The following is a 16,914-nucleotide window of genomic DNA, read 5'->3' as shown; positions in this document are numbered from 1 at the left end:
CTTTGCCATGAACCTAAGGGGCGGTCGCGCCACCTTCCAGACCCGATCCGCAGACCGGACAATCCGCCCGCCGCGTTGTGCCGATCATGCGGCTTTCGCCGTAAAGCCCGTCGAAGATCATCATCCGCCCGCGCAGGCCCTGCCCCGCGCCGGTCAGATGCTTTATCGCCTCGAGCGCCATCATGCTGCCGACCACGCCCGGCAAGGGGCCGACCACCCCAGCCTCGGCGCAGGGCGGGGCAAGACCAGGCGCGGGGGCCGTGGGGAACAGGCAGGACAGGCAGGGCCCGCCGCGCGCGGGATCATAGAGCGTGACCTGCCCTTCCCATTGCGCGATCGACCCCGCGATCAGCGGCACGCTGGCCGCGACACAGGCGCGGTTCACGGCATCGCGCACGTCAAAGCTGTCGGTGCCATCCAGCACCAGGTCGTGTTGGGCGATCAGGTCCGCATCGGCCTCGGTGATGCGGCGCAGCAGGGGCGTCACCTGGACCAGCGGGTTCAGCGCGCGCATCGCGACTGCGGCGGCCTGGGCCTTGGGCTGCCCCTGCTGGTCGCTGCGAAAGATCACCTGGCGTTGCAGGTTCGACAGGCCGACCGTGTCGTCGTCGGCAAGCGTGATCCGCCCCACCCCCGCCGCCGCCAGGTAAAGGCAGACCGGCGCGCCAAGCCCGCCCGCGCCGACCACCAGCACCTCCGCCTCGCGCAGGCGCATCTGGCCGGGGCCGCCGATCTCTCGCAGCACAAGGTGGCGGGCATAGCGGTCAAGTTCGGCATCCCTGACCGGGGCGGCGGCGGGTGCGGGCTGTTCTACGGGCACGGCGCGGGCGCGCAACCAGGCAAGCACGGCGCGATAGGCCAGAACAAGGCCCGCCAGACCTCCCGCGACCAGCCAGCCGCGCGCCGATCCGCCGAAGAACGCGCCCAGGGCCGGGGCCAGCAGATGCGCCAGCACGACAAGCGCCCAGACCGCCGCGACAGCCGCCAGCAGCATCCGGCGCGGCAGGCCGAAGACCCAGCCCGCCACCGCGACGCCCAGCAGCAGCCAGAACCCGGTCACGCGCCTCAGGCCCCGGTCGAGCCGAAGCCGCCCGCGGCCCGCGCGGTGGTCCGGCTGAAGGCGTCCACGACCGTGAAGCGCGGCCGCAGCACGGGCACGAAGATCATCTGCGCGATACGTTCGCCCGGCTGGATGATGATGGGGTCCGATCCCGGCGGATTGCGGTTCCAGGTGCTGATCATCACTTCGCCCGTGTAGTCGGGGTCGATCAGCCCGGTCGAATTGCCCAGGACCAGCCCGCGCTTGTGGCCTTGTCCTGATCGGGGCAGGACCAGCCCCGCGAAGGAGAAATCGTCAAAGGACAGCGCGATCCCCGCGCTGATCAGCACAGCGGGCGCCTGCGGGGCAATGGCGGTCGCCGCGTCCAGGCAGGCGAACAGGTCGATCGCCGCCGAGCCCGCCGTCTGGTAATCCGGCAGACCCCATTCGTGGATCCGCGCATCCAGTATCCTGACTTCCATGCCTGCCGCTCTTGCTGTCCTTCGCCAGCCTTAGCGGATGCGGATCAGACCTGCCAGCGGGGCTTGCGCTTGTCGAAGAAGGCGGCGATCCCCTCCGGGGCCTCGTCGCCCTCCCAGACGGCGACCAGCCGGTCGATGCTGTCCTCGATCACGGCATGGTCGATGCGCGGACCATGGGCGCGGCATTGCGCCTTGGCGGCAGCGACCGCAGCAGGGGCGGCCAGCAGGAAGGGCGCGACCTCGGCCTCGACGGCGCCGTCCAGATCGTCCGGCGCGACAACGCGGGCGGCAAGGTTCAGCGTCACCGCCTCGTCCGCGCCGAACAGGCGGGCCGAGAAGAAGACGCGCCGGGCCTTGTCCTCTCCCATCCGGGCCAGGACATAGGGGCCGATGGTGGCGGGGATCAGGCCCAGCTTCACCTCAGTCAGCCCGAACTTCGCGGTGCTGGCGGCAATGGCGATGTCGGCCACCGCCATCATGCCCACGCCGCCGCCAAAGGCATTGCCATGGACGCGGGCGATCAGAGGCTTCGGTAGCAGGTTCAGCGCCGACAGCATCCCGGCCAGCACCCGCGCGCCGGCCCGCCGCGTTTCCGCATCTGCATCCATCTGCGCCCGCATCCAGCTCAGATCGCCGCCCGCGCAGAAACTGGCGCCCTCGCCCGCCAAGACCACCACCCGCACGGCGGGATCGGCGCCAAGCAGGGCCGCGGCCTCGGTCAGTTCCTCCATCATCCGCTGGGACAGGGCATTGTGCTTGTCGGGCCGCGCCAGCCACAGGGTCGCCACGCCACGGGCGTCGGTGTCGATGCGGATCGTCTCAGGCATGGGTCATTCCCCGCAATCCGCGCGCGAAGGCCGCGGCCTTTTCGATGATGGTCATGTCGAGGCCATGGGCATGGCCCCGCGCGGCCAGATGCGCCGCGACCTTTTCCGTCGCGACATTGCCCGCAGCACCAGGGGCATAGGGGCAGCCGCCCAGCCCCCCGACCGCGGCGTCAAAGACCCGCAGCCCGCGCGCAAGGCTGGCATCGATGTTGTCAAGAGCGCGGCCAGCCGTGTCGTGGTAATGGCCGGCCAGGCGGTTGGCGGGCATCTCCTCCAGCACGGCGGCCAGCATGGCGTCGATGGTTTCCGGGCGTCCCTGGCCGATGGTGTCGCCCAGGCTGATCTCGTAACAGCCCATGTCGCGCAGGGCCGCCGCGACGCGGGCGACATTGGCGGGGGGTGTGGGGCCGTCGAAGGGGCAGTCGGTGACCACGCTGACATAGCCGCGCACCGGGATGCCGTCGGCCTGCGCCGCCTGCGCGACCGGGACCAGCCGTTCCAGGCTTTCGGCGATGGTGGCGTTCAGGTTCGCGCGGCTGAAGCCTTCGGACGCGCTGGCGAAGATCGCGACCTCGCTGGCGCGGGCGGCCTTTGCACCCTCGTAGCCCTTCATGTTGGGCGTCAGGACGGCGTAGCTGACCCCGGGCGCGCGGGCGATGCCCGCCATGACCTCGGCCGCGTCGCCCATCTGCGGAACCCATTTCGGACTGACGAAGCTGGTCACCTCGATCCGCCGGAAACCCGCCTGGGACAGCAGGTCCACCAGCGCGATCTTGTCGGCGGCGGGGATCAGCCGCTTTTCGTTCTGCAGCCCGTCGCGCGGGCCCATCTCGAAGATTTCGACGAAGTCAGGCATCGGGAAGCTCGTAGAAATCCTGGGTGTAAAGCTGCGGCTCGCCTTCCTGCGGCAGCGCGCGGCGGAAGGCGGGGCGCGCGGTGCAGCGGTCGGCATAGGCCTGCAGCGCGGGCGTTAGACGCACAAAGCGGCCGGCGGTCCAGACCGACCAGCCGACGGCGCAATCCACGCCCGCAAAGCCGCCGGCCATCAGCCAGTCCTGCCCATCGACCGTCTGTTCCACCATCCGCAGCGCCCGGCCCAGCCGCGCGGTTTCCAGCTTCATCACCGTATGCGAACGCGTGGAGGGGTCGCGCAGCATCAGGTGGCTTTGCGTCAGGTTGGCGATATGCTGGCCCAGCGTTTCCGCGAAATGCAGCCAGTCGAGCCAGCCCAGCCGCCCCTCGGCCCCCGGCGCGCGCCACAGATGCGGGCCGCGCGTCTCGCAGAGGTATTCGACCATCGCGCCGGATTCGTGGATCACGCTGCCGTCGATCTGCAGGGCGGGGGCGCGGCCGACGGGGTGGATCGCCTCGTATTCCGCGCCGCGCATGTCCTTGCTGCGCAGGTCCATCACCCGCAACGCGAAGGGCAGTTCCAGTTCATTGAGCAGCCACAGGATCCGCATGGACCGCGACAAGGGCACATGCCACAGGATGATCTCGCCGCTGTCGCCCACCGGCCCGCCTTGGGCAGGGGGCGGGGCGTCGGTCGGCGTGGGTTCGGGGGGCGTGTCAGGCATCCTCTTCCTCCAACCGGATCAAGGGGGCGCCGGCTTCGACCTGATCGCCCGCTTGCGCCAGCACCTCGGCCACCACGCCGTCGCGGGCGGCGGTCAGGCTGTGTTCCATCTTCATCGCCTCCAGCACGCACAACCGGTCGCCTGTCTTCACAGCCTGCCCGGCGATGACCTCGACCGATTTCACCAGTCCCGGCATGGGCGAGAGCGTCAGCGCCGCCCCTGCCCCGGCATCGGCCTGCCGATCCAGCGGGTCCAGCGGCGCCAGATGCAGGCTGCCCGCGCCGAAGACGCTGACGCCGCTGTCATGGGCGGTGATGCGGTGGCGGCAAAGGCTGCCGTCCACCCACCAGCGGTCGCCCTGCCAGCGGACCTCATGCGGCTGGCCGTCCAGCGTCACACGGGCCGCGCCGGGGCCCAGGACCTCCAGCACGGCCTGCCCGCCCTGCCAGTGGATCGTGCGCCGCAGGGGCTGCCACAGGGTCATGCCGCCCTTGACCTGGGGATCGGCAAGACCCGCAAGCCCGATGACGGCAAGGGCGCGGGCTGCGGGCTGGGGTTCGGACGCCGCGACAAGCGCGTCGAGGTCGCGGGCGATCAGGCCGGTATCGACCTCGCCCTTGCGGAAGCCGTCGTGCCGCGCAAGGGCGATCAGGAAGTCGATATTGGTGACGGTGCCCGCGACCTCGGTATCGACAAGGGCTGCTTCCAGCTTGCTCAGCGCGATGGCGCGGGTCTTGCCCCAGGTGACGACCTTGGCGATCATCGGATCATACCAGGGGCTGATCGTGTCGCCCTGGCGCACGCCGGTTTCGTTGCGGGCATCGTCGGCAAAGCGCAGATGCGCCAGGCGGCCAGTGGCGGGCAGGAAGCCCGCGGGCACGTCCTCGGCATAAAGGCGGGCCTCGAAGGCATGGCCGTTGATGGTCAGGTCGTCTTGCCGCGCGGGCAAGGGTTCGCCGCTGGCGACGCGCAGCTGCCATTCGACCAGATCGACGCCGGTGATCGCCTCGGTCACCGGGTGTTCGACCTGAAGGCGGGTGTTCATCTCCATGAACCAGAAGCCATCGGGGCGCAGGCCCTGGCTGCCGTCCACGATGAACTCGATGGTGCCCGCACCGGCATAGCCGATGGCCTCGGCGGCCCGCACTGCCGCATCGCCCATGGCCTGACGCATTTCCGGCGTCATGCCGGGGGCGGGCGCTTCCTCGATCACCTTCTGGTGGCGGCGCTGCAGGGAGCAGTCGCGTTCGAACAGGTGGACGGCCTTGGTGCCGTCGCCGAAGACCTGCACCTCGATATGGCGGGGCTGCTGGATGTATTTCTCGATCAGGACGGCAGGGTTGCCGAAGGCCGTCGCGGCCTCGCCCTGTGCAGATTGCAGCGCGGCGGCGAAGTCGGCCGGACGCTCGACAAGGCGCATCCCCTTGCCGCCGCCGCCCGCCACGGCCTTGATCAGCACCGGATAGCCGACCTGGCCCGCCTGTTCCTCAAGATAGGCGGGATCCTGGTTTTCCCCGTGATAGCCGGGCACGACCGGGACGCCGGCCTGGGCCATCAGCGCCTTGGCCGCGTCCTTCAGACCCATCGCCCGGATCGCATCGGCCGAGGGGCCGATGAAGACCAGGCCCGCGGCCGTCACCGCATCGACGAAATCCGGGTTCTCGGACAGGAAGCCATAGCCCGGATGGATCGCCTGCGCCCCGGTATCAAGCGCAGCCCGGATGATCGCATCGCCGCGCAGGTAGCTGTCCTTGGGCGCAGGACCGCCGATTTGGACGGCCTCGTCAGCCATCGCGACATGGCGGGCGGCGCGGTCGGCGTCCGAAAAGACCGCGACCGTGCGGATGCCCAGCCTGCGGGCGGTGTCGATGACGCGGCAGGCGATCTCGCCCCGGTTGGCGATCAGGATTTTCTGGAACATGGCGGCACCTGCGTGTGGCGGGCCAAGCCGGGGGCTTCGCGCCCCCGGACCCCCGCGGGATATTTGGACACAGAAGATGGATGATGCATCGGCCTACATCCTGAAGACGCCGAAGCGCGTCGGTTCGATGGGGGCATTCAAGCTGGCGCGCAGCGACAGGGCCAGAACGTCGCGGGTCTTGCGCGGGTCGATGATGCCGTCGTCCCAGAGCCGGGCCGAGGCGTAGAGCGGGTGGGACTGGCGGTCGAACATCTCGATCGTGGGGCGCTTGAACTCGGCCTCCTCCTCGGGGGACCAAGTGCCGCCCTGGCGCTCGATCCCCTCGCGGCGGACGGTGGCCAGAACGCCTGCGGCCTGTTCGCCGCCCATCACGCTGATGCGCGAATTAGGCCAGGTCCAGAGGAAGCGCGGGGAATAGGCGCGGCCCGCCATGCCATAGTTGCCCGCGCCGAAGCTGCCGCCGACCAGCATGGTGATCTTGGGGACATTGGTCGTGGCGACCGCCGTGACCATCTTGGCGCCGTGGCGGGCGATGCCTTCGTTCTCGTATTTGCGCCCGACCATGAAGCCGGTGATGTTCTGCAGGAAGACCAGCGGAATGGACCGTTGGCTGCACAGTTCGATGAAATGCGCGCCCTTCTGCGCCGCTTCCGAGAACAGCACGCCATTGTTGGCGACGATGCCAACCGGGCAGCCCTCGACATGGGCAAAGCCCGTGACCAGCGTCTCGCCGAAGCGGGCCTTGAATTCGTCGAAACGCGAGCCGTCCACCACGCGGGCGATCACCTCGCGGATGTCGTAGGGGGTGCGCAGGTCGGCGGGGACGACGCCCAGGATCTCCTCGGGATCGAAGGCCGGGGGTTCGGGCGACTGCCAGACGACGCTGTCGGGCATCCGGCGGTTCAGGCTGCCGATGGCGCGGCGGGCCATGGCGAGGGCATGGCCGTCATCCTCGGCCAGATAGTCGGCCACGCCGGACAGGCGGGTATGGACATCGCCGCCGCCCAGATCCTCGGCGCTGACGACCTCTCCGGTGGCGGCGCGCACAAGGGGCGGACCGGCCAGGAAGATCGTGCCCTGGTTGCGCACGATGATGGTGACGTCCGACATGGCTGGCACATAGGCGCCGCCTGCCGTGCAACTGCCCATGACCACGGCGATCTGCGGGATGCCCTTCGCGCTCATCTGCGCCTGGTTGAAGAAGATGCGGCCGAAATGGTCGCGGTCGGGAAAGACCTCGTCCTGGTTGGGCAGGTTGGCACCGCCCGAATCGACCAGATAAACGCAGGGCAGATGGCATTGTTCGGCGATTTCCTGGGCGCGCAGGTGCTTCTTGACCGACAGGGGGTAATAGGTGCCGCCCTTCACCGTCGCGTCATTGGCCACGACCATCACATCCTGGCCATGCACCCGTCCTATGCCCGCGATCACGCCCGCGCCGGGGGCCGCGCCGTCATACATGCCATGCGCCGCCGTGGCGCCGATTTCCAGGAACGGGCTGCCGGCGTCCAGCAGGTTCGCCACCCGTTCGCGCGGCGGCATCTTGCCGCGGCTTGTATGGCGTTCCATCGCCTTGGGGCCGCCTCCGGCGGCAGCGGCCAAGGCCGCCTGACGGGCGACCTCGATCAGCGCCAGATGCGCCTCGCGGTTGGCGCGGAAAATGTCCGATGTCGTCAGGGCAGAGGATGTCAGCTTCATGGGCAGGCTTTCCCAAGGGAGGCGCGGCGCAGTGTCGCAGCCGAGCTTATCTTCACAGCGGTTTGATCCAGATCATGTTTTCGGCCGTACGCCGCGTCCAGGCAGCAATCGGTAACCTTTGAAGGAGTCGTATGATGAAAATTCCGTGCCTTGCCGCCGTGGCCGTTCTGGCTGCCATTTCCCCGGCGGCTGCGCAGCAGGCGGGCGACCTGACCCTGGGTCTGGGCCTGGCCAATGTGAATCCCAAGTCCGACAATGGCGCCCTGGTCGGCGGCACGGTTCCGGTCAGCATCGGCGACAACACCCGTCCGCAGATCACCGTCGAATATTTCATCCGCGACAATATCGGGGTCGAGCTTCTGGCCGCCCTGCCCTTCAAGCATTCGATCCGTTCGAACGGGGCCGAGATCGGCAGCGTCAAGCACCTGCCGCCGGTCGTGTCGCTGCAATATCATTTCGACGCCACGCCGCAGTTGAAGCCCTTCGTGGGCATCGGCGTGAACTTCACCGGCTTCTTCGACGCGGAAGCCAGGGGGCCGCTGGCGGGCAGCGACCTGCGCGTGAAGAACAGCTGGGGCCTGGCCGCGCATCTGGGCACTGACTACTGGATCAACGACCGTTCGGCCCTGCGCGCCGACCTGCGCTGGATCGACATCGACGCCGACGTGACGCTGAACGGCGGCGACATCGGCCAGGTCGAGGTAAACCCGGTCGTGGCGGGCGTCAGCTATGTGATGAAGTTCTGACGCCCCGGCGGGGCGCCTGCCGATCGGGTTGCGGCGCCCTCCCATCATCCGCGCAGCGCCTTCAGTTCCAGGGTGCGCATGGCCGTCATGCTCATCTTGCAGTTGGCGGCGGCCACGGACCGCATCGAGCCGCCGCCATAGCGGTCATACTGGAACGCACATTCGGCATCGCGCCAGGCGATCCAGGCCCGTTGCGCGGCAAGCAGGCTGGCGGCGGCGGTTTCATCCTCGCCATAGGCCGCGCGGGTTTCCCTGTATTCGCGATTCAGCGCCTCGTCCCAGGCGGCGTGTTCGGCCATGACGCATTGCACGATGCCGATGGTGGTATCGCCGCCCGGTGCCTGCTGGCATTCCTTGGCGGCGGCGCCGATGCAGGCGGGCGTCAACTCTCCTGCCGGGGTGTCGGCCACGCAAGCTTCGACGATCGAGGCATCTACCGCCAGCGTTTCCGCATCCTGCGCCAAGACCGGCGAAGCAAGCAGCGCCCAGGCCAGAAGGACGCGCATCAGACCAGGCCCAGCAATTCGCGGCCGATCAGCATCCGGCGGATTTCGCTGGTGCCCGCGCCGATCTCCATCAGCTTGGCGTCGCGGAACAGGCGGCTGACCACGCTGTCGTTCAGGAACCCGGCCCCGCCAAGCGCCTGCACGGCCTGATGCGCCTGCACCATCGCCTGTTCGCTGGCGTAAAGCACGGCGCCCGCCGCGTCCTGCCGGGTCACCTTGCCCGCGTCGCAGGCGCGCGCGACCTCATAGACGTAGGCGCGGGCGGTGTTCAGCGCGACATACATGTCGGCGATCTTGCCCTGCATCAGCTGGAACGAGCCGATCGGCTGGCCGAACTGCTTGCGGTCGCGGACGTAAGGCATCACCTCGTCCAGACAGGCGGCCATGATGCCGGTGCCGATGCCCGACAACACCAGCCGTTCGTAATCCAGGCCCGACATCAGCACGCGCACGCCGCGGCCTTCCTCGCCCAGGACATTCTCGAAGGGGATCTCGCAATTCTCGAAGATCAGCTCGCCCGTGTTGGACCCGCGCATCCCCAGCTTGTCGAAATGCGGAGAGGTGCTGAACCCCGCCATCCCCCGTTCGACGATAAAGGCGGTGATGCCCTTGCTGCCCGCATCCGGGTCGGTCTTGGCATAGACGACCAGGGTATGGGCGTCGGGGGCGTTGGTGATCCAGTATTTGCTGCCGTTCAGGACATAGCGGTCGTTCTTCTTTTCCGCCCGCAGCTTCATCGACACCACGTCGCTGCCCGCGCCCTCCTCGGACATGGCAAGGGCGCCGACAGCCTTGCCGCTGCACAGGTCGGGCAGATACTTGCGGCGCTGTTCGTCGGTGCCGTTCAGCTTGATCTGGTTCACGCAAAGGTTCGAATGCGCACCATAGGACAGGCTGACGCTGGCGGATGCCCGGGCGATTTCCTCGGTCGCGATCACATGGGCCAGATAGCCCATGCCCGCGCCGCCGAATTCCTCGGGGACGGTGATGCCCAGAAGGCCCAGGTCACCCATCTCGGTCCACAACTCGTTGGGGAAAGCGTTCGTGCGGTCAACCTCGGCGGCGATGGGCTTGACGCGGTCCTGCGCCCAACGATGCACCATGTCGCGCAAGGCGTTCACATCCTCGCCCAGGTCGAATTCCATCCCCCGCGTGAACATCGCGCATCCCCTCCGCTTTTATTGAACGACCGTTCATTTCTATAATCTGCTCACATGGCCGTCGTCAAGGCGAAGCCTGCGCCCTGGCAACCCTGCGGTCAACAGCCCGAGCTTGCGGCAGGATGGGCCCCATGGCCCTGCCTGCGCGCTCATCCTCCGGGTGTGACGCTGACGATCTGGGAGGCGGTGCGGATGATGATCTTCTCGCCGATCCCTTCCTCGCCCGGGACACGGGCAAGATGTTCGACCCGGCCAAAGTCGATCGACGCCTTGCTGATCTCCTGCCTGAAGGCTCCGGCGGCCTCGACCGCAAGGAACGCCGGTCCCGGGGTCGTGAACCTGCATTCGAGTTCGACCTGGATCCTGATCTGCATCGCGCCCCCCGATCACCACGGCACCGAACGATGGCCGGGCCGTGCTGGATCCGTGGGGACGAAAAGATCCCTATTTCCGCCGCATCGCTTCGGCCAGGGCAGCCCCGAATCCGCCCTGACCGGCCGTTTTGGGGGCAGCCGTGGCGCGGCCTGCCGATCCTTGCGGCTTCTGCGTGGGTTTCGCGGCCTCGCCGTCGGTCCGCATCGTCAGGCCGATGCGCTTGCGGGGCACGTCCACCTCGGTCACGCGGACGCGGACCACGTCGCCGACCTTCACCACCTCGTTCGGATCCTTGACGAAGCGGTTGGCAAGCTGGCTGACATGGACCAGCCCGTCCTGGTGGACGCCTATGTCCACGAAGGCCCCGAAGGCCGCGACGTTCGTGACCGTTCCTTCCAGGGTCATGCCGGGCTTCAGGTCGGTGATCTCGTTCACGCCCTCGGCGAAGCTGGCGGTGACGAAGCTGGGGCGCGGGTCGCGGCCGGGCTTTTCCAGTTCGGACAGGATGTCGCGTATGGTGGGCAGGCCGAAATGATCGTCCACGAACTGTTCGGCGCGGATGCCCTTCAGGGCGGCACCGTCGCCCATAATTGCGCGGATGTCGCGCCCGCAGGCGGCCACGATCCTGCGGGCGACGCCGTAAGCCTCGGGGTGGACGGCGGATGCGTCCAGCGGCTCCTTGCCGTCGCGGATGCGCAGAAAGCCTGCGCATTGTTCGAAGGCGCGCGGTCCAAGGCCCGCGACCTTCTTCAGCGCCGCGCGCGACGGGAAGGCGCCGTTTTCGTCGCGCCAGGCCACGATGTTCTGCGCCAGCGACGGCCCCAGTCCCGCGACATGGGCCAGCAGCGGGGCGGATGCCGTGTTCAGGTCCACGCCGACGGCGTTCACCGCATCCTCGACCACGGCTTCCAGCGTCTTGGCAAGCTGCCGCTGGTCCACATCGTGCTGGTATTGGCCGACGCCGATGGATTCGGGCGGCACCTTGACCAGTTCGGCCAGCGGATCCTGCAGTCGCCGGGCGATCGACACCGCGCCGCGCAGCGACACATCAAGCTGCGGGAACTCCTTGGCGGCCAGTTCCGACGCGGAATAGACCGAGGCGCCCGCCTCGGACACGATCACCTTGGTCGGCGCCTTCACACCCTTGGGCAGGCGCTTCAGCACCTCGGCCACAAGGCGCTCGGTCTCTCGGCTGGCGGTGCCGTTGCCGATGGCGACCAGATCCGCGCCATGTTTCGCGATCAGCGCCAGAAGCGTCGCCTCGGCCCCCCGCAGGTCGTTCTTCGGCTGGAAGGGATAGATGGTCGCCGTGTCCAGCAGCTTGCCGGTCGCGTCCACGACCGCAATCTTGCAGCCGGTGCGGATGCCGGGGTCGATGCCCAGCGTCACCCGCGCGCCAGCAGGCGCGGCCAGCAGCAGGTCGCGCAGGTTGCGACCGAAGACGCGGATCGCCTCGTCATGCGCGCGTTTGCGCAATTCGGTCATCAGGTCGATATACATCGTGTTGGACAGCCGGACGCGCCAGGTCCAGCCCGCCACCTGCCGCAGCCATTGATCGCCCGGCGCGCTGCCCCGGATGCCGATGGCCTGCGCCACGATGCCCTCGGCCCGCTGAGCGCCGGTTTCGGGGTCGGGCGCGATGTCGATGGTGACGACTTCTTCCTTCGCCGCACGCAGGATCGCCAGCGCCCGGTGCGAGGGGATGGCCGACCATTTTTCCCGATGGTCGAAATAGTCGCTGAACTTCGCGCCTGCGGTTTCCTTGCCCGCGATCAGCTTGGCGGCGATAAAGGCCTCGGCCCGCATGAAGTCGCGCAAGGCGCCCAGCAGCGCGGCGTTTTCCGACAGTTCCTCGACCAGGATGTCGCGCGCGCCGTCCAACGCGGCCTTCACGTCGGCCACCGCCCCGATCACATAGCCCGCGGCAAGCGCGGCCGGATCGGCCGCGCGGTCGTCCTGGATCGCGCGCAGCAGCGGCTCCAACCCGTTTTCCCGCGCGATCATCGCCTTGGTGCGCCGCTTGGGCTTGAAGGGCAGGTAAATGTCCTCCAGCGCGGATTTCGTTTCCGCCCCGGCGATGGCGCGGGCCAGGTCGTCGGTCAGCTTGCCCTGGTCCTTGATGGAATTGAGGATCGCCGCCCGCCTCGCCTCCATGTCCCGCAGATAGGCCAGGCGGTCCGACAGCGTGCGCAACTGCGTGTCGTCCAGGCCGCCCGTCGCCTCTTTCCGGTATCGCGCCACAAAGGGCACCGTCGCGCCGCCATCCAGCAGATCGGCCGCAGCCGTGACCTGGGCGGGGGTGGCATTGATCTCGGTCGCGATGGTGCGGGCGATGCGGGCGGCTGTGTCCATGGGATCCTCCGGGAAACGGAAGGTGGTTCTAACCGGCCAGGGCGTCCAGGCCAAGGCTGTCATGCGCCGGGATCATGTTGACACGGACCCTGGCGATACACAGTTGCACAGAACGCAAGAACTGAAAGGACCTTAGATGCCGACCCTTTTCGATCCTCTCCAGATTGGACCCCTGACCCTTCGCAACCGCATCGTCATGGCGCCCTTGACCCGCGCGCGGGCCGGAGCCGAACGGGTGCCGAACGCGATGATGGCCGAATATTACGCGCAGCGCGCCGGGGCCGGGCTGATCCTGTCGGAAGCCACCAGCGTGACGCCGATGGGCGTGGGCTATGCCGACACGCCGGGCATCTGGAACGACGAACAGGTCGAAGGCTGGAAGCAGGTCACCAAGGCCGTCCATGACGCGGGCGGGCTGATCTTTCTGCAATTGTGGCATGTGGGCCGCATTTCCGACCCGATGTTCCTGAATGGCGAACTGCCCGTCGCGCCAAGCGCGATCAAGCCCGCGGGCACCGTCAGCCTTGTCCGGCCGAAAAAGGAATACGAGACCCCCCGCGCCCTGGAAACCGCCGAAATCGCGGGCATCGTCGAGGCCTATCGCAAGGGGGCCGAGAACGCCAAGCGCGCGGGTTTCGACGGGGTCGAGATCCACGCGGCCAACGGCTATTTGATCGACCAGTTCCTGCAGGACAGCACCAACCGCCGCACCGACCAGTATGGCGGCCCCATCGAGAACCGCGTCCGCTTCCTGACCGAGATCGTCGATGCCGCCATCGGCATCTGGGGCGCTGACCGGGTCGGCCTGCACCTCGCCCCGCGCGGCGACAACCACGACATGGGCGACAGCGATCCCAAGGCGCTGTTCACATATGTGGCGCGCCAGATGAAGCAGCGCGGCCTGGCCTTCATCTGCCTGCGCGAATACCTGGGGGCCGACAGCCTGATGGACGACATCAAGGCGGCTTTCGGCGGCGTGCTCATCGCCAACGAAAAGCTGACCCGCGACAGCGCCAGCGAACTGGTGCGGTCGGGCCGCGCCGACGCTGCGGCCTTCGGCAAGGACTTCATCGCCACGCCCGACCTGCCCCGCCGCTTTGCCGAGGATCTGTCGCTGAACCAGCAGGATCCCGCCACCTTCTATGGCAGCGGGCCGAAAGGCTATGTCGATTACCCGGTCGCCGAGGAAGTCTGATCGCGAAAAAGGCGGGCCTTTGCGGGCCCGCCTTTCCTTTTTGCACCGATGCCGCCCTTATTTGGCGCGCGCGGCCGCGCTTTCGGGCAGTTCCTCGTCGAACAGGCGCTGATAGAATTCGGCAACGGTCTGGCGTTCCAGCTCGTCGCACTTGTTGAGGAAGGTCAGCCGGAAGGCATAGCCGATGTTGTTGCCGAAGATGCGGGCGTTCTGCGCCCAGGCGATCACCGTGCGCGGCGACATGACGGTGGACAGATCCCCCTGCATGAAGGCGGTGCGCGTCAGATCCGCCAACGTCACCATCTGGCTGATGATCTTGCGGCCTTTTTCCGTGTTGTAGGTCGGGTTCTTGGCCAGCACGATCGCGGCTTCGGCGTCGTGGGACAGATAGTTCAGCGTGCTGACCAGCGACCAGCGGTCCATCTGGCCCTGGTTGATCTGCTGGGTGCCGTGATAAAGCCCCGTCGTGTCGCCCAGACCCACGGTGTTCGCGGTCGCGAACAGGCGGAAGCAGGGATGCGGGGTGATCACCTCGTTCTGGTCCAGCAGCGTCAGCTTGCCGTCGGTTTCCAGCACGCGCTGGATCACGAACATAACGTCGGCCCGGCCCGCGTCGTATTCGTCGAAGACGATGGCGGTCGGGTTGCGCAAGGCCCAGGGTAGGATGCCCTCGTGGAAGACCGTGACCTGCTTGCCGTCCACCAGCTTGATCGCGTCCTTGCCGATCAGGTCGATCCGGCTGACATGGCTGTCCAGGTTCACCCGCACGCAGGGCCAGTTCAGCCGCGCCGCCACCTGTTCGATATGGGTCGATTTCCCGGTGCCGTGATAGCCCTGGATCATCACCCGGCGGTTATAGGCAAAGCCTGCCAGAATCGCCATCGTGGTGTCGGGGTCGAACTTGTAGGTGCTGTCGATCTCGGGCACGCGGTCGGTTCGTTCCGAAAAGCCCTTGACCTTCATGTCGCTGTCCAGACCGAACACCTCGCGCAGGTCGATCTCCTCAGTCGGTTTGGCGTTCGTCTCCAGCATCGCAAGGCCCTTTCATCGCATCGGCTGCCTTGATTGCGCATAAGTCCGCCATGCGCAAGCCGGGGCTGCGTTGACGAAGGCGGGACGGCTGCTAAGTTGGCTGCAACCACAAGAGGATCCCTGCCCCTTGCAACATGACCGACAGCCCCTGCTGGCCGATCTGATCGCACGTGTCGCCAAGGCCGACCGCCGCGCCTTTGACGAGCTTTACGAGGCCACGTCCGCGCGGCTGAACGCATTGTGCCTGTCGATCCTGAAAGACCGGAGAGAGGCCGAGGAGGTGCTGGAACAGGCCTATATCGGCATCTGGAAGGATGCCGCGCGCTTCGCGGACAGCGGGCTTTCGCCGATGGCCTGGCTGGTCACGCAGGCACGGGACCGGGCGGTGGATCGCCTGCGCGGACTTCCCGCGCCGGTGCAAGCCGGTGCCGGAAACAGGCTCGCCGGGGATGGGCTGGAACTGGTGCGCATCGCCTATCTGGAGGGGTTGGATTATCCCGGACTGGGGCAACGCCTGGGAATGTCCGCCGACGAGGCCCGACATGCCTTGCACGAAGGGCTGGAACGGCTGGCTGGACATACCGCCGATGAGGGCGAAAGCTTTGCCACGGCCGAACAGGCGCTTGCGCTGCGCGGGGGCGAACCCCAGGACAAGGCCCAGCTTGCCGATTGGCAGGAACGGCTTGCACGCTTTGCGGGCGACCTGACACCGGTCATGGCCCCTGCCCGCGCGCGGCAGCGGATTCGCGAAAGCCTGGGGCATGGCTTGGCGCCGCTGTCCTTCGATCCGCTGGAACGGACCCCCTGGTGGCGCGGCCCGTTCGGGATCATTGCGATCCTGGTGGCGGTGGCCCTTGCCTGGTATCTCTGGCTGCGCTGACCGCGTCAGCCGTTAAACAGGAAGTGCAGGACGTCGCCGTCCTTGACGGCATAGGTCTTGCCCTCGACCCGGAACTTGCCCGCCTCTCGCGCGCCCGCCTCGCCCTTGTAGGCGACATAGTCGTCATAGGCGATGGTTTCCGCGCGGATGAAGCCGCGTTCGAAATCGCCGTGGATCACGCCGGCGGCCTGCGGGGCCAGGGTGCCCTTGTGGATGGTCCAGGCGCGGGCCTCCTTGGGGCCGACGGTGAAATAGGTGTCCAGGCCCAGCAGCTTGTAGCCTTCGCGGATCAGGCGATCCAGGCCCGCCTCGTGCAGGCCCATCTCCTCCAAGAACATGGCGGCTTCGTCGGTGGGAAGCTGGCTGATCTCCTCCTCGATCCGGGCGGAAATCACCACATGGCCCGCACCCTGTTCCGCCGCCATCTTCGCCACGCGGTCGGACTGGGCATTGCCGGTCGAGGCCTTCTCCTCCTCCACATTGCAGACGAACAGGACCGGCTTGGCGGTCAGCAGTTGCAGCATGTTCCAGGCCTTCCGATCCTCGTCAGCGACCTGAACGGTGCGCGCGGGCTTGCCGGATTCCAGCGCGGCCTGCGCGGCCTTCAGCAGCTTTTCCTGGGCCACGGCCTCCTTGTCGCCGCCCTTCAGCTTGCGCGCGATATTCGCGAGGCGGCGCTCGACCGATTCCAGGTCGGCGATCATCAGTTCGGTCTCGATGGTTTCCGCGTCCGCGATGGGATCGACGCGGCCTTCGACATGGGTGACGTCGCCATCCTCGAAGCAGCGCAGGACATGGGCGATGGCGTCCACCTCGCGGATATTGGCCAGGAACTGGTTACCCAGCCCCTCGCCCTTGCTGGCGCCCTTCACAAGGCCCGCGATGTCCACAAAGGTGATCCGCGTCGGAATGATCTGCTTGCTGCCGGCGATCTGGGCCAGCGTGTCAAGCCGGGGGTCGGGCACGGCCACGTCGCCCACATTGGGCTCGATGGTGCAAAAGGGGAAATTCGCGGCCTGCGCGGCGGCGGTCTTTGTCAGCGCGTTGAACAGCGTCGATTTGCCCACGTTCGGCAAGCCGACAATTCCCATGCGAAAGCCCATGACGCGCCCCTTTTGCTAAGT

16 protein-coding genes are annotated in these 16,914 nt (G+C 67.5%); 3 read left to right on the top strand and 13 right to left on the bottom strand.

Features of this window, described 5'->3' with window-relative positions:
* Positions 1–13: 13 nt before the first annotated feature.
* The 7 genes from IEX25_RS07775 to IEX25_RS07745 all read right to left on the bottom strand — a co-directional run bounded on the left by IEX25_RS07775 (position 14) and on the right by IEX25_RS07745 (position 7,544).
* Complete coding sequence (locus IEX25_RS07775) at positions 14–994, bottom strand: HesA/MoeB/ThiF family protein (RefSeq protein WP_188714697.1); 981 nt, start codon at positions 992–994, stop codon at positions 14–16.
* Positions 995–1,065: 71 nt separating this feature from the next.
* Positions 1,066–1,521 (bottom strand): dUTP diphosphatase, encoded by a 456-nt coding sequence (gene dut / locus IEX25_RS07770; RefSeq protein ID WP_103173525.1) that lies wholly within the window; start codon positions 1,519–1,521, stop codon positions 1,066–1,068.
* Between the two features lie 44 nt (positions 1,522–1,565).
* Positions 1,566–2,348, bottom strand: coding sequence for a crotonase/enoyl-CoA hydratase family protein (locus tag IEX25_RS07765; protein ID WP_103173526.1), 783 nt, complete (start codon positions 2,346–2,348; stop codon positions 1,566–1,568).
* The gene (locus IEX25_RS07760; protein WP_103173527.1) at positions 2,341–3,204 is read right to left on the bottom strand and encodes a hydroxymethylglutaryl-CoA lyase; all 864 of its coding nucleotides are present in this window, start codon (positions 3,202–3,204) and stop codon (positions 2,341–2,343) included. The genes IEX25_RS07765 and IEX25_RS07760 overlap by 8 nt, the downstream gene beginning before the upstream one ends.
* Positions 3,197–3,925, bottom strand: a complete 729-nt coding sequence (locus IEX25_RS07755; RefSeq protein ID WP_103173528.1) for a glutathione S-transferase family protein — start codon at positions 3,923–3,925, stop codon at positions 3,197–3,199. The genes IEX25_RS07760 and IEX25_RS07755 overlap by 8 nt, the downstream gene beginning before the upstream one ends.
* Positions 3,918–5,846, bottom strand: coding sequence for an acetyl-CoA carboxylase biotin carboxylase subunit (locus IEX25_RS07750; RefSeq protein WP_188714671.1), 1,929 nt, complete (start codon positions 5,844–5,846; stop codon positions 3,918–3,920). Before IEX25_RS07750 ends, IEX25_RS07755 begins: the two co-directional genes overlap by 8 nt.
* A 93-nt stretch (positions 5,847–5,939) precedes the next feature.
* On the bottom strand, positions 5,940–7,544 hold the full coding sequence (locus tag IEX25_RS07745) for a carboxyl transferase domain-containing protein (protein WP_188714670.1): 1,605 nt from the start codon (positions 7,542–7,544) through the stop codon (positions 5,940–5,942).
* Between the two features lie 134 nt (positions 7,545–7,678).
* Here IEX25_RS07745 and IEX25_RS07740 point away from each other — a divergent pair, with 134 nt between their 5' ends.
* Positions 7,679–8,290 (top strand): OmpW/AlkL family protein, encoded by a 612-nt coding sequence (locus tag IEX25_RS07740; RefSeq protein ID WP_103173554.1) that lies wholly within the window; start codon positions 7,679–7,681, stop codon positions 8,288–8,290.
* A gap of 44 nt (positions 8,291–8,334) precedes the next feature.
* On the opposite strand, the gene IEX25_RS07735 is transcribed toward IEX25_RS07740, so the two are convergent.
* The 4 genes from IEX25_RS07735 to IEX25_RS07720 all read right to left on the bottom strand — a co-directional run bounded on the left by IEX25_RS07735 (position 8,335) and on the right by IEX25_RS07720 (position 12,683).
* Positions 8,335–8,796 (bottom strand): lysozyme inhibitor LprI family protein, encoded by a 462-nt coding sequence (locus IEX25_RS07735; RefSeq protein WP_103173531.1) that lies wholly within the window; start codon positions 8,794–8,796, stop codon positions 8,335–8,337.
* Positions 8,796–9,956 carry an isovaleryl-CoA dehydrogenase gene (locus IEX25_RS07730; RefSeq protein WP_188714669.1) on the bottom strand — a complete coding sequence of 387 codons (1,161 nt, stop codon included), beginning with the start codon at positions 9,954–9,956 and terminating at the stop codon, positions 8,796–8,798. Before IEX25_RS07730 ends, IEX25_RS07735 begins: the two co-directional genes overlap by 1 nt.
* 149 nt (positions 9,957–10,105) lie before the next feature.
* The gene (locus IEX25_RS07725) at positions 10,106–10,330 is read right to left on the bottom strand and encodes a hypothetical protein (protein WP_103173533.1); all 225 of its coding nucleotides are present in this window, start codon (positions 10,328–10,330) and stop codon (positions 10,106–10,108) included.
* A 70-nt stretch (positions 10,331–10,400) separates the two neighbouring features.
* Positions 10,401–12,683 carry a Tex family protein gene (locus IEX25_RS07720; RefSeq protein ID WP_103173534.1) on the bottom strand — a complete coding sequence of 761 codons (2,283 nt, stop codon included), beginning with the start codon at positions 12,681–12,683 and terminating at the stop codon, positions 10,401–10,403.
* A gap of 136 nt (positions 12,684–12,819) precedes the next feature.
* Between IEX25_RS07720 and IEX25_RS07715 the strand changes: the two genes are divergently transcribed.
* Positions 12,820–13,878, top strand: coding sequence for an alkene reductase (locus IEX25_RS07715; protein ID WP_103173535.1), 1,059 nt, complete (start codon positions 12,820–12,822; stop codon positions 13,876–13,878).
* 57 nt (positions 13,879–13,935) lie between these two features.
* Here the strand turns inward: IEX25_RS07715 and cobS are convergent, their stop codons facing one another.
* Positions 13,936–14,910: a cobaltochelatase subunit CobS gene (cobS, locus tag IEX25_RS07710; protein WP_103173536.1), complete on the bottom strand. Its 975-nt coding sequence runs from the start codon at positions 14,908–14,910 to the stop codon at positions 13,936–13,938.
* A 127-nt stretch (positions 14,911–15,037) separates the two neighbouring features.
* On the opposite strand from cobS, the gene IEX25_RS07705 reads away from it, so the two are divergent.
* Positions 15,038–15,790 (top strand): sigma factor, encoded by a 753-nt coding sequence (locus IEX25_RS07705; RefSeq protein WP_229665096.1) that lies wholly within the window; start codon positions 15,038–15,040, stop codon positions 15,788–15,790.
* A 5-nt stretch (positions 15,791–15,795) separates the two neighbouring features.
* Here IEX25_RS07705 and ychF read toward each other — a convergent pair whose 3' ends face one another.
* Positions 15,796–16,893 carry a redox-regulated ATPase YchF gene (gene ychF, locus IEX25_RS07700; RefSeq protein WP_103173537.1) on the bottom strand — a complete coding sequence of 366 codons (1,098 nt, stop codon included), beginning with the start codon at positions 16,891–16,893 and terminating at the stop codon, positions 15,796–15,798.
* Between the last annotated feature and the right edge of the window lie 21 nt (positions 16,894–16,914).

The sequence above is a fragment of the Paracoccus acridae genome (assembly GCF_014642735.1).
GTDB classification, from domain to species: Bacteria; Pseudomonadota; Alphaproteobacteria; order Rhodobacterales; family Rhodobacteraceae; genus Paracoccus; species Paracoccus acridae.
This window is presented reverse-complemented; position numbering and strand designations above follow the sequence as displayed.

Bases quoted from the DNA above. Each gene is read 5' to 3' on its own strand.
- ychF (WP_103173537.1), bottom strand. From the start codon at position 16,893: ATGGGCTTTCGCATGGGAATTGTCGGCTTGCCGAACGTGGGCAAATCG.
- dut (WP_103173525.1), bottom strand. From the start codon at position 1,521: ATGGAAGTCAGGATACTGGATGCGCGGATCCACGAATGGGGTCTGCCG.
- IEX25_RS07735 (WP_103173531.1), bottom strand. From the start codon at position 8,796: ATGCGCGTCCTTCTGGCCTGGGCGCTGCTTGCTTCGCCGGTCTTGGCG.
- IEX25_RS07765 (WP_103173526.1), bottom strand. From the start codon at position 2,348: ATGCCTGAGACGATCCGCATCGACACCGACGCCCGTGGCGTGGCGACC.
- IEX25_RS07715 (WP_103173535.1), top strand. From the start codon at position 12,820: ATGCCGACCCTTTTCGATCCTCTCCAGATTGGACCCCTGACCCTTCGC.
- IEX25_RS07755 (WP_103173528.1), bottom strand. From the start codon at position 3,925: ATGCCTGACACGCCCCCCGAACCCACGCCGACCGACGCCCCGCCCCCT.
- IEX25_RS07725 (WP_103173533.1), bottom strand. From the start codon at position 10,330: ATGCAGATCAGGATCCAGGTCGAACTCGAATGCAGGTTCACGACCCCG.
- IEX25_RS07760 (WP_103173527.1), bottom strand. From the start codon at position 3,204: ATGCCTGACTTCGTCGAAATCTTCGAGATGGGCCCGCGCGACGGGCTG.
- cobS (WP_103173536.1), bottom strand. From the start codon at position 14,910: ATGCTGGAGACGAACGCCAAACCGACTGAGGAGATCGACCTGCGCGAG.
- IEX25_RS07745 (WP_188714670.1), bottom strand. From the start codon at position 7,544: ATGAAGCTGACATCCTCTGCCCTGACGACATCGGACATTTTCCGCGCC.
- IEX25_RS07720 (WP_103173534.1), bottom strand. From the start codon at position 12,683: ATGGACACAGCCGCCCGCATCGCCCGCACCATCGCGACCGAGATCAAT.
- IEX25_RS07775 (WP_188714697.1), bottom strand. From the start codon at position 994: ATGCTGCTGGCGGCTGTCGCGGCGGTCTGGGCGCTTGTCGTGCTGGCG.
- IEX25_RS07740 (WP_103173554.1), top strand. From the start codon at position 7,679: ATGAAAATTCCGTGCCTTGCCGCCGTGGCCGTTCTGGCTGCCATTTCC.
- IEX25_RS07730 (WP_188714669.1), bottom strand. From the start codon at position 9,956: ATGTTCACGCGGGGGATGGAATTCGACCTGGGCGAGGATGTGAACGCC.
- IEX25_RS07750 (WP_188714671.1), bottom strand. From the start codon at position 5,846: ATGTTCCAGAAAATCCTGATCGCCAACCGGGGCGAGATCGCCTGCCGC.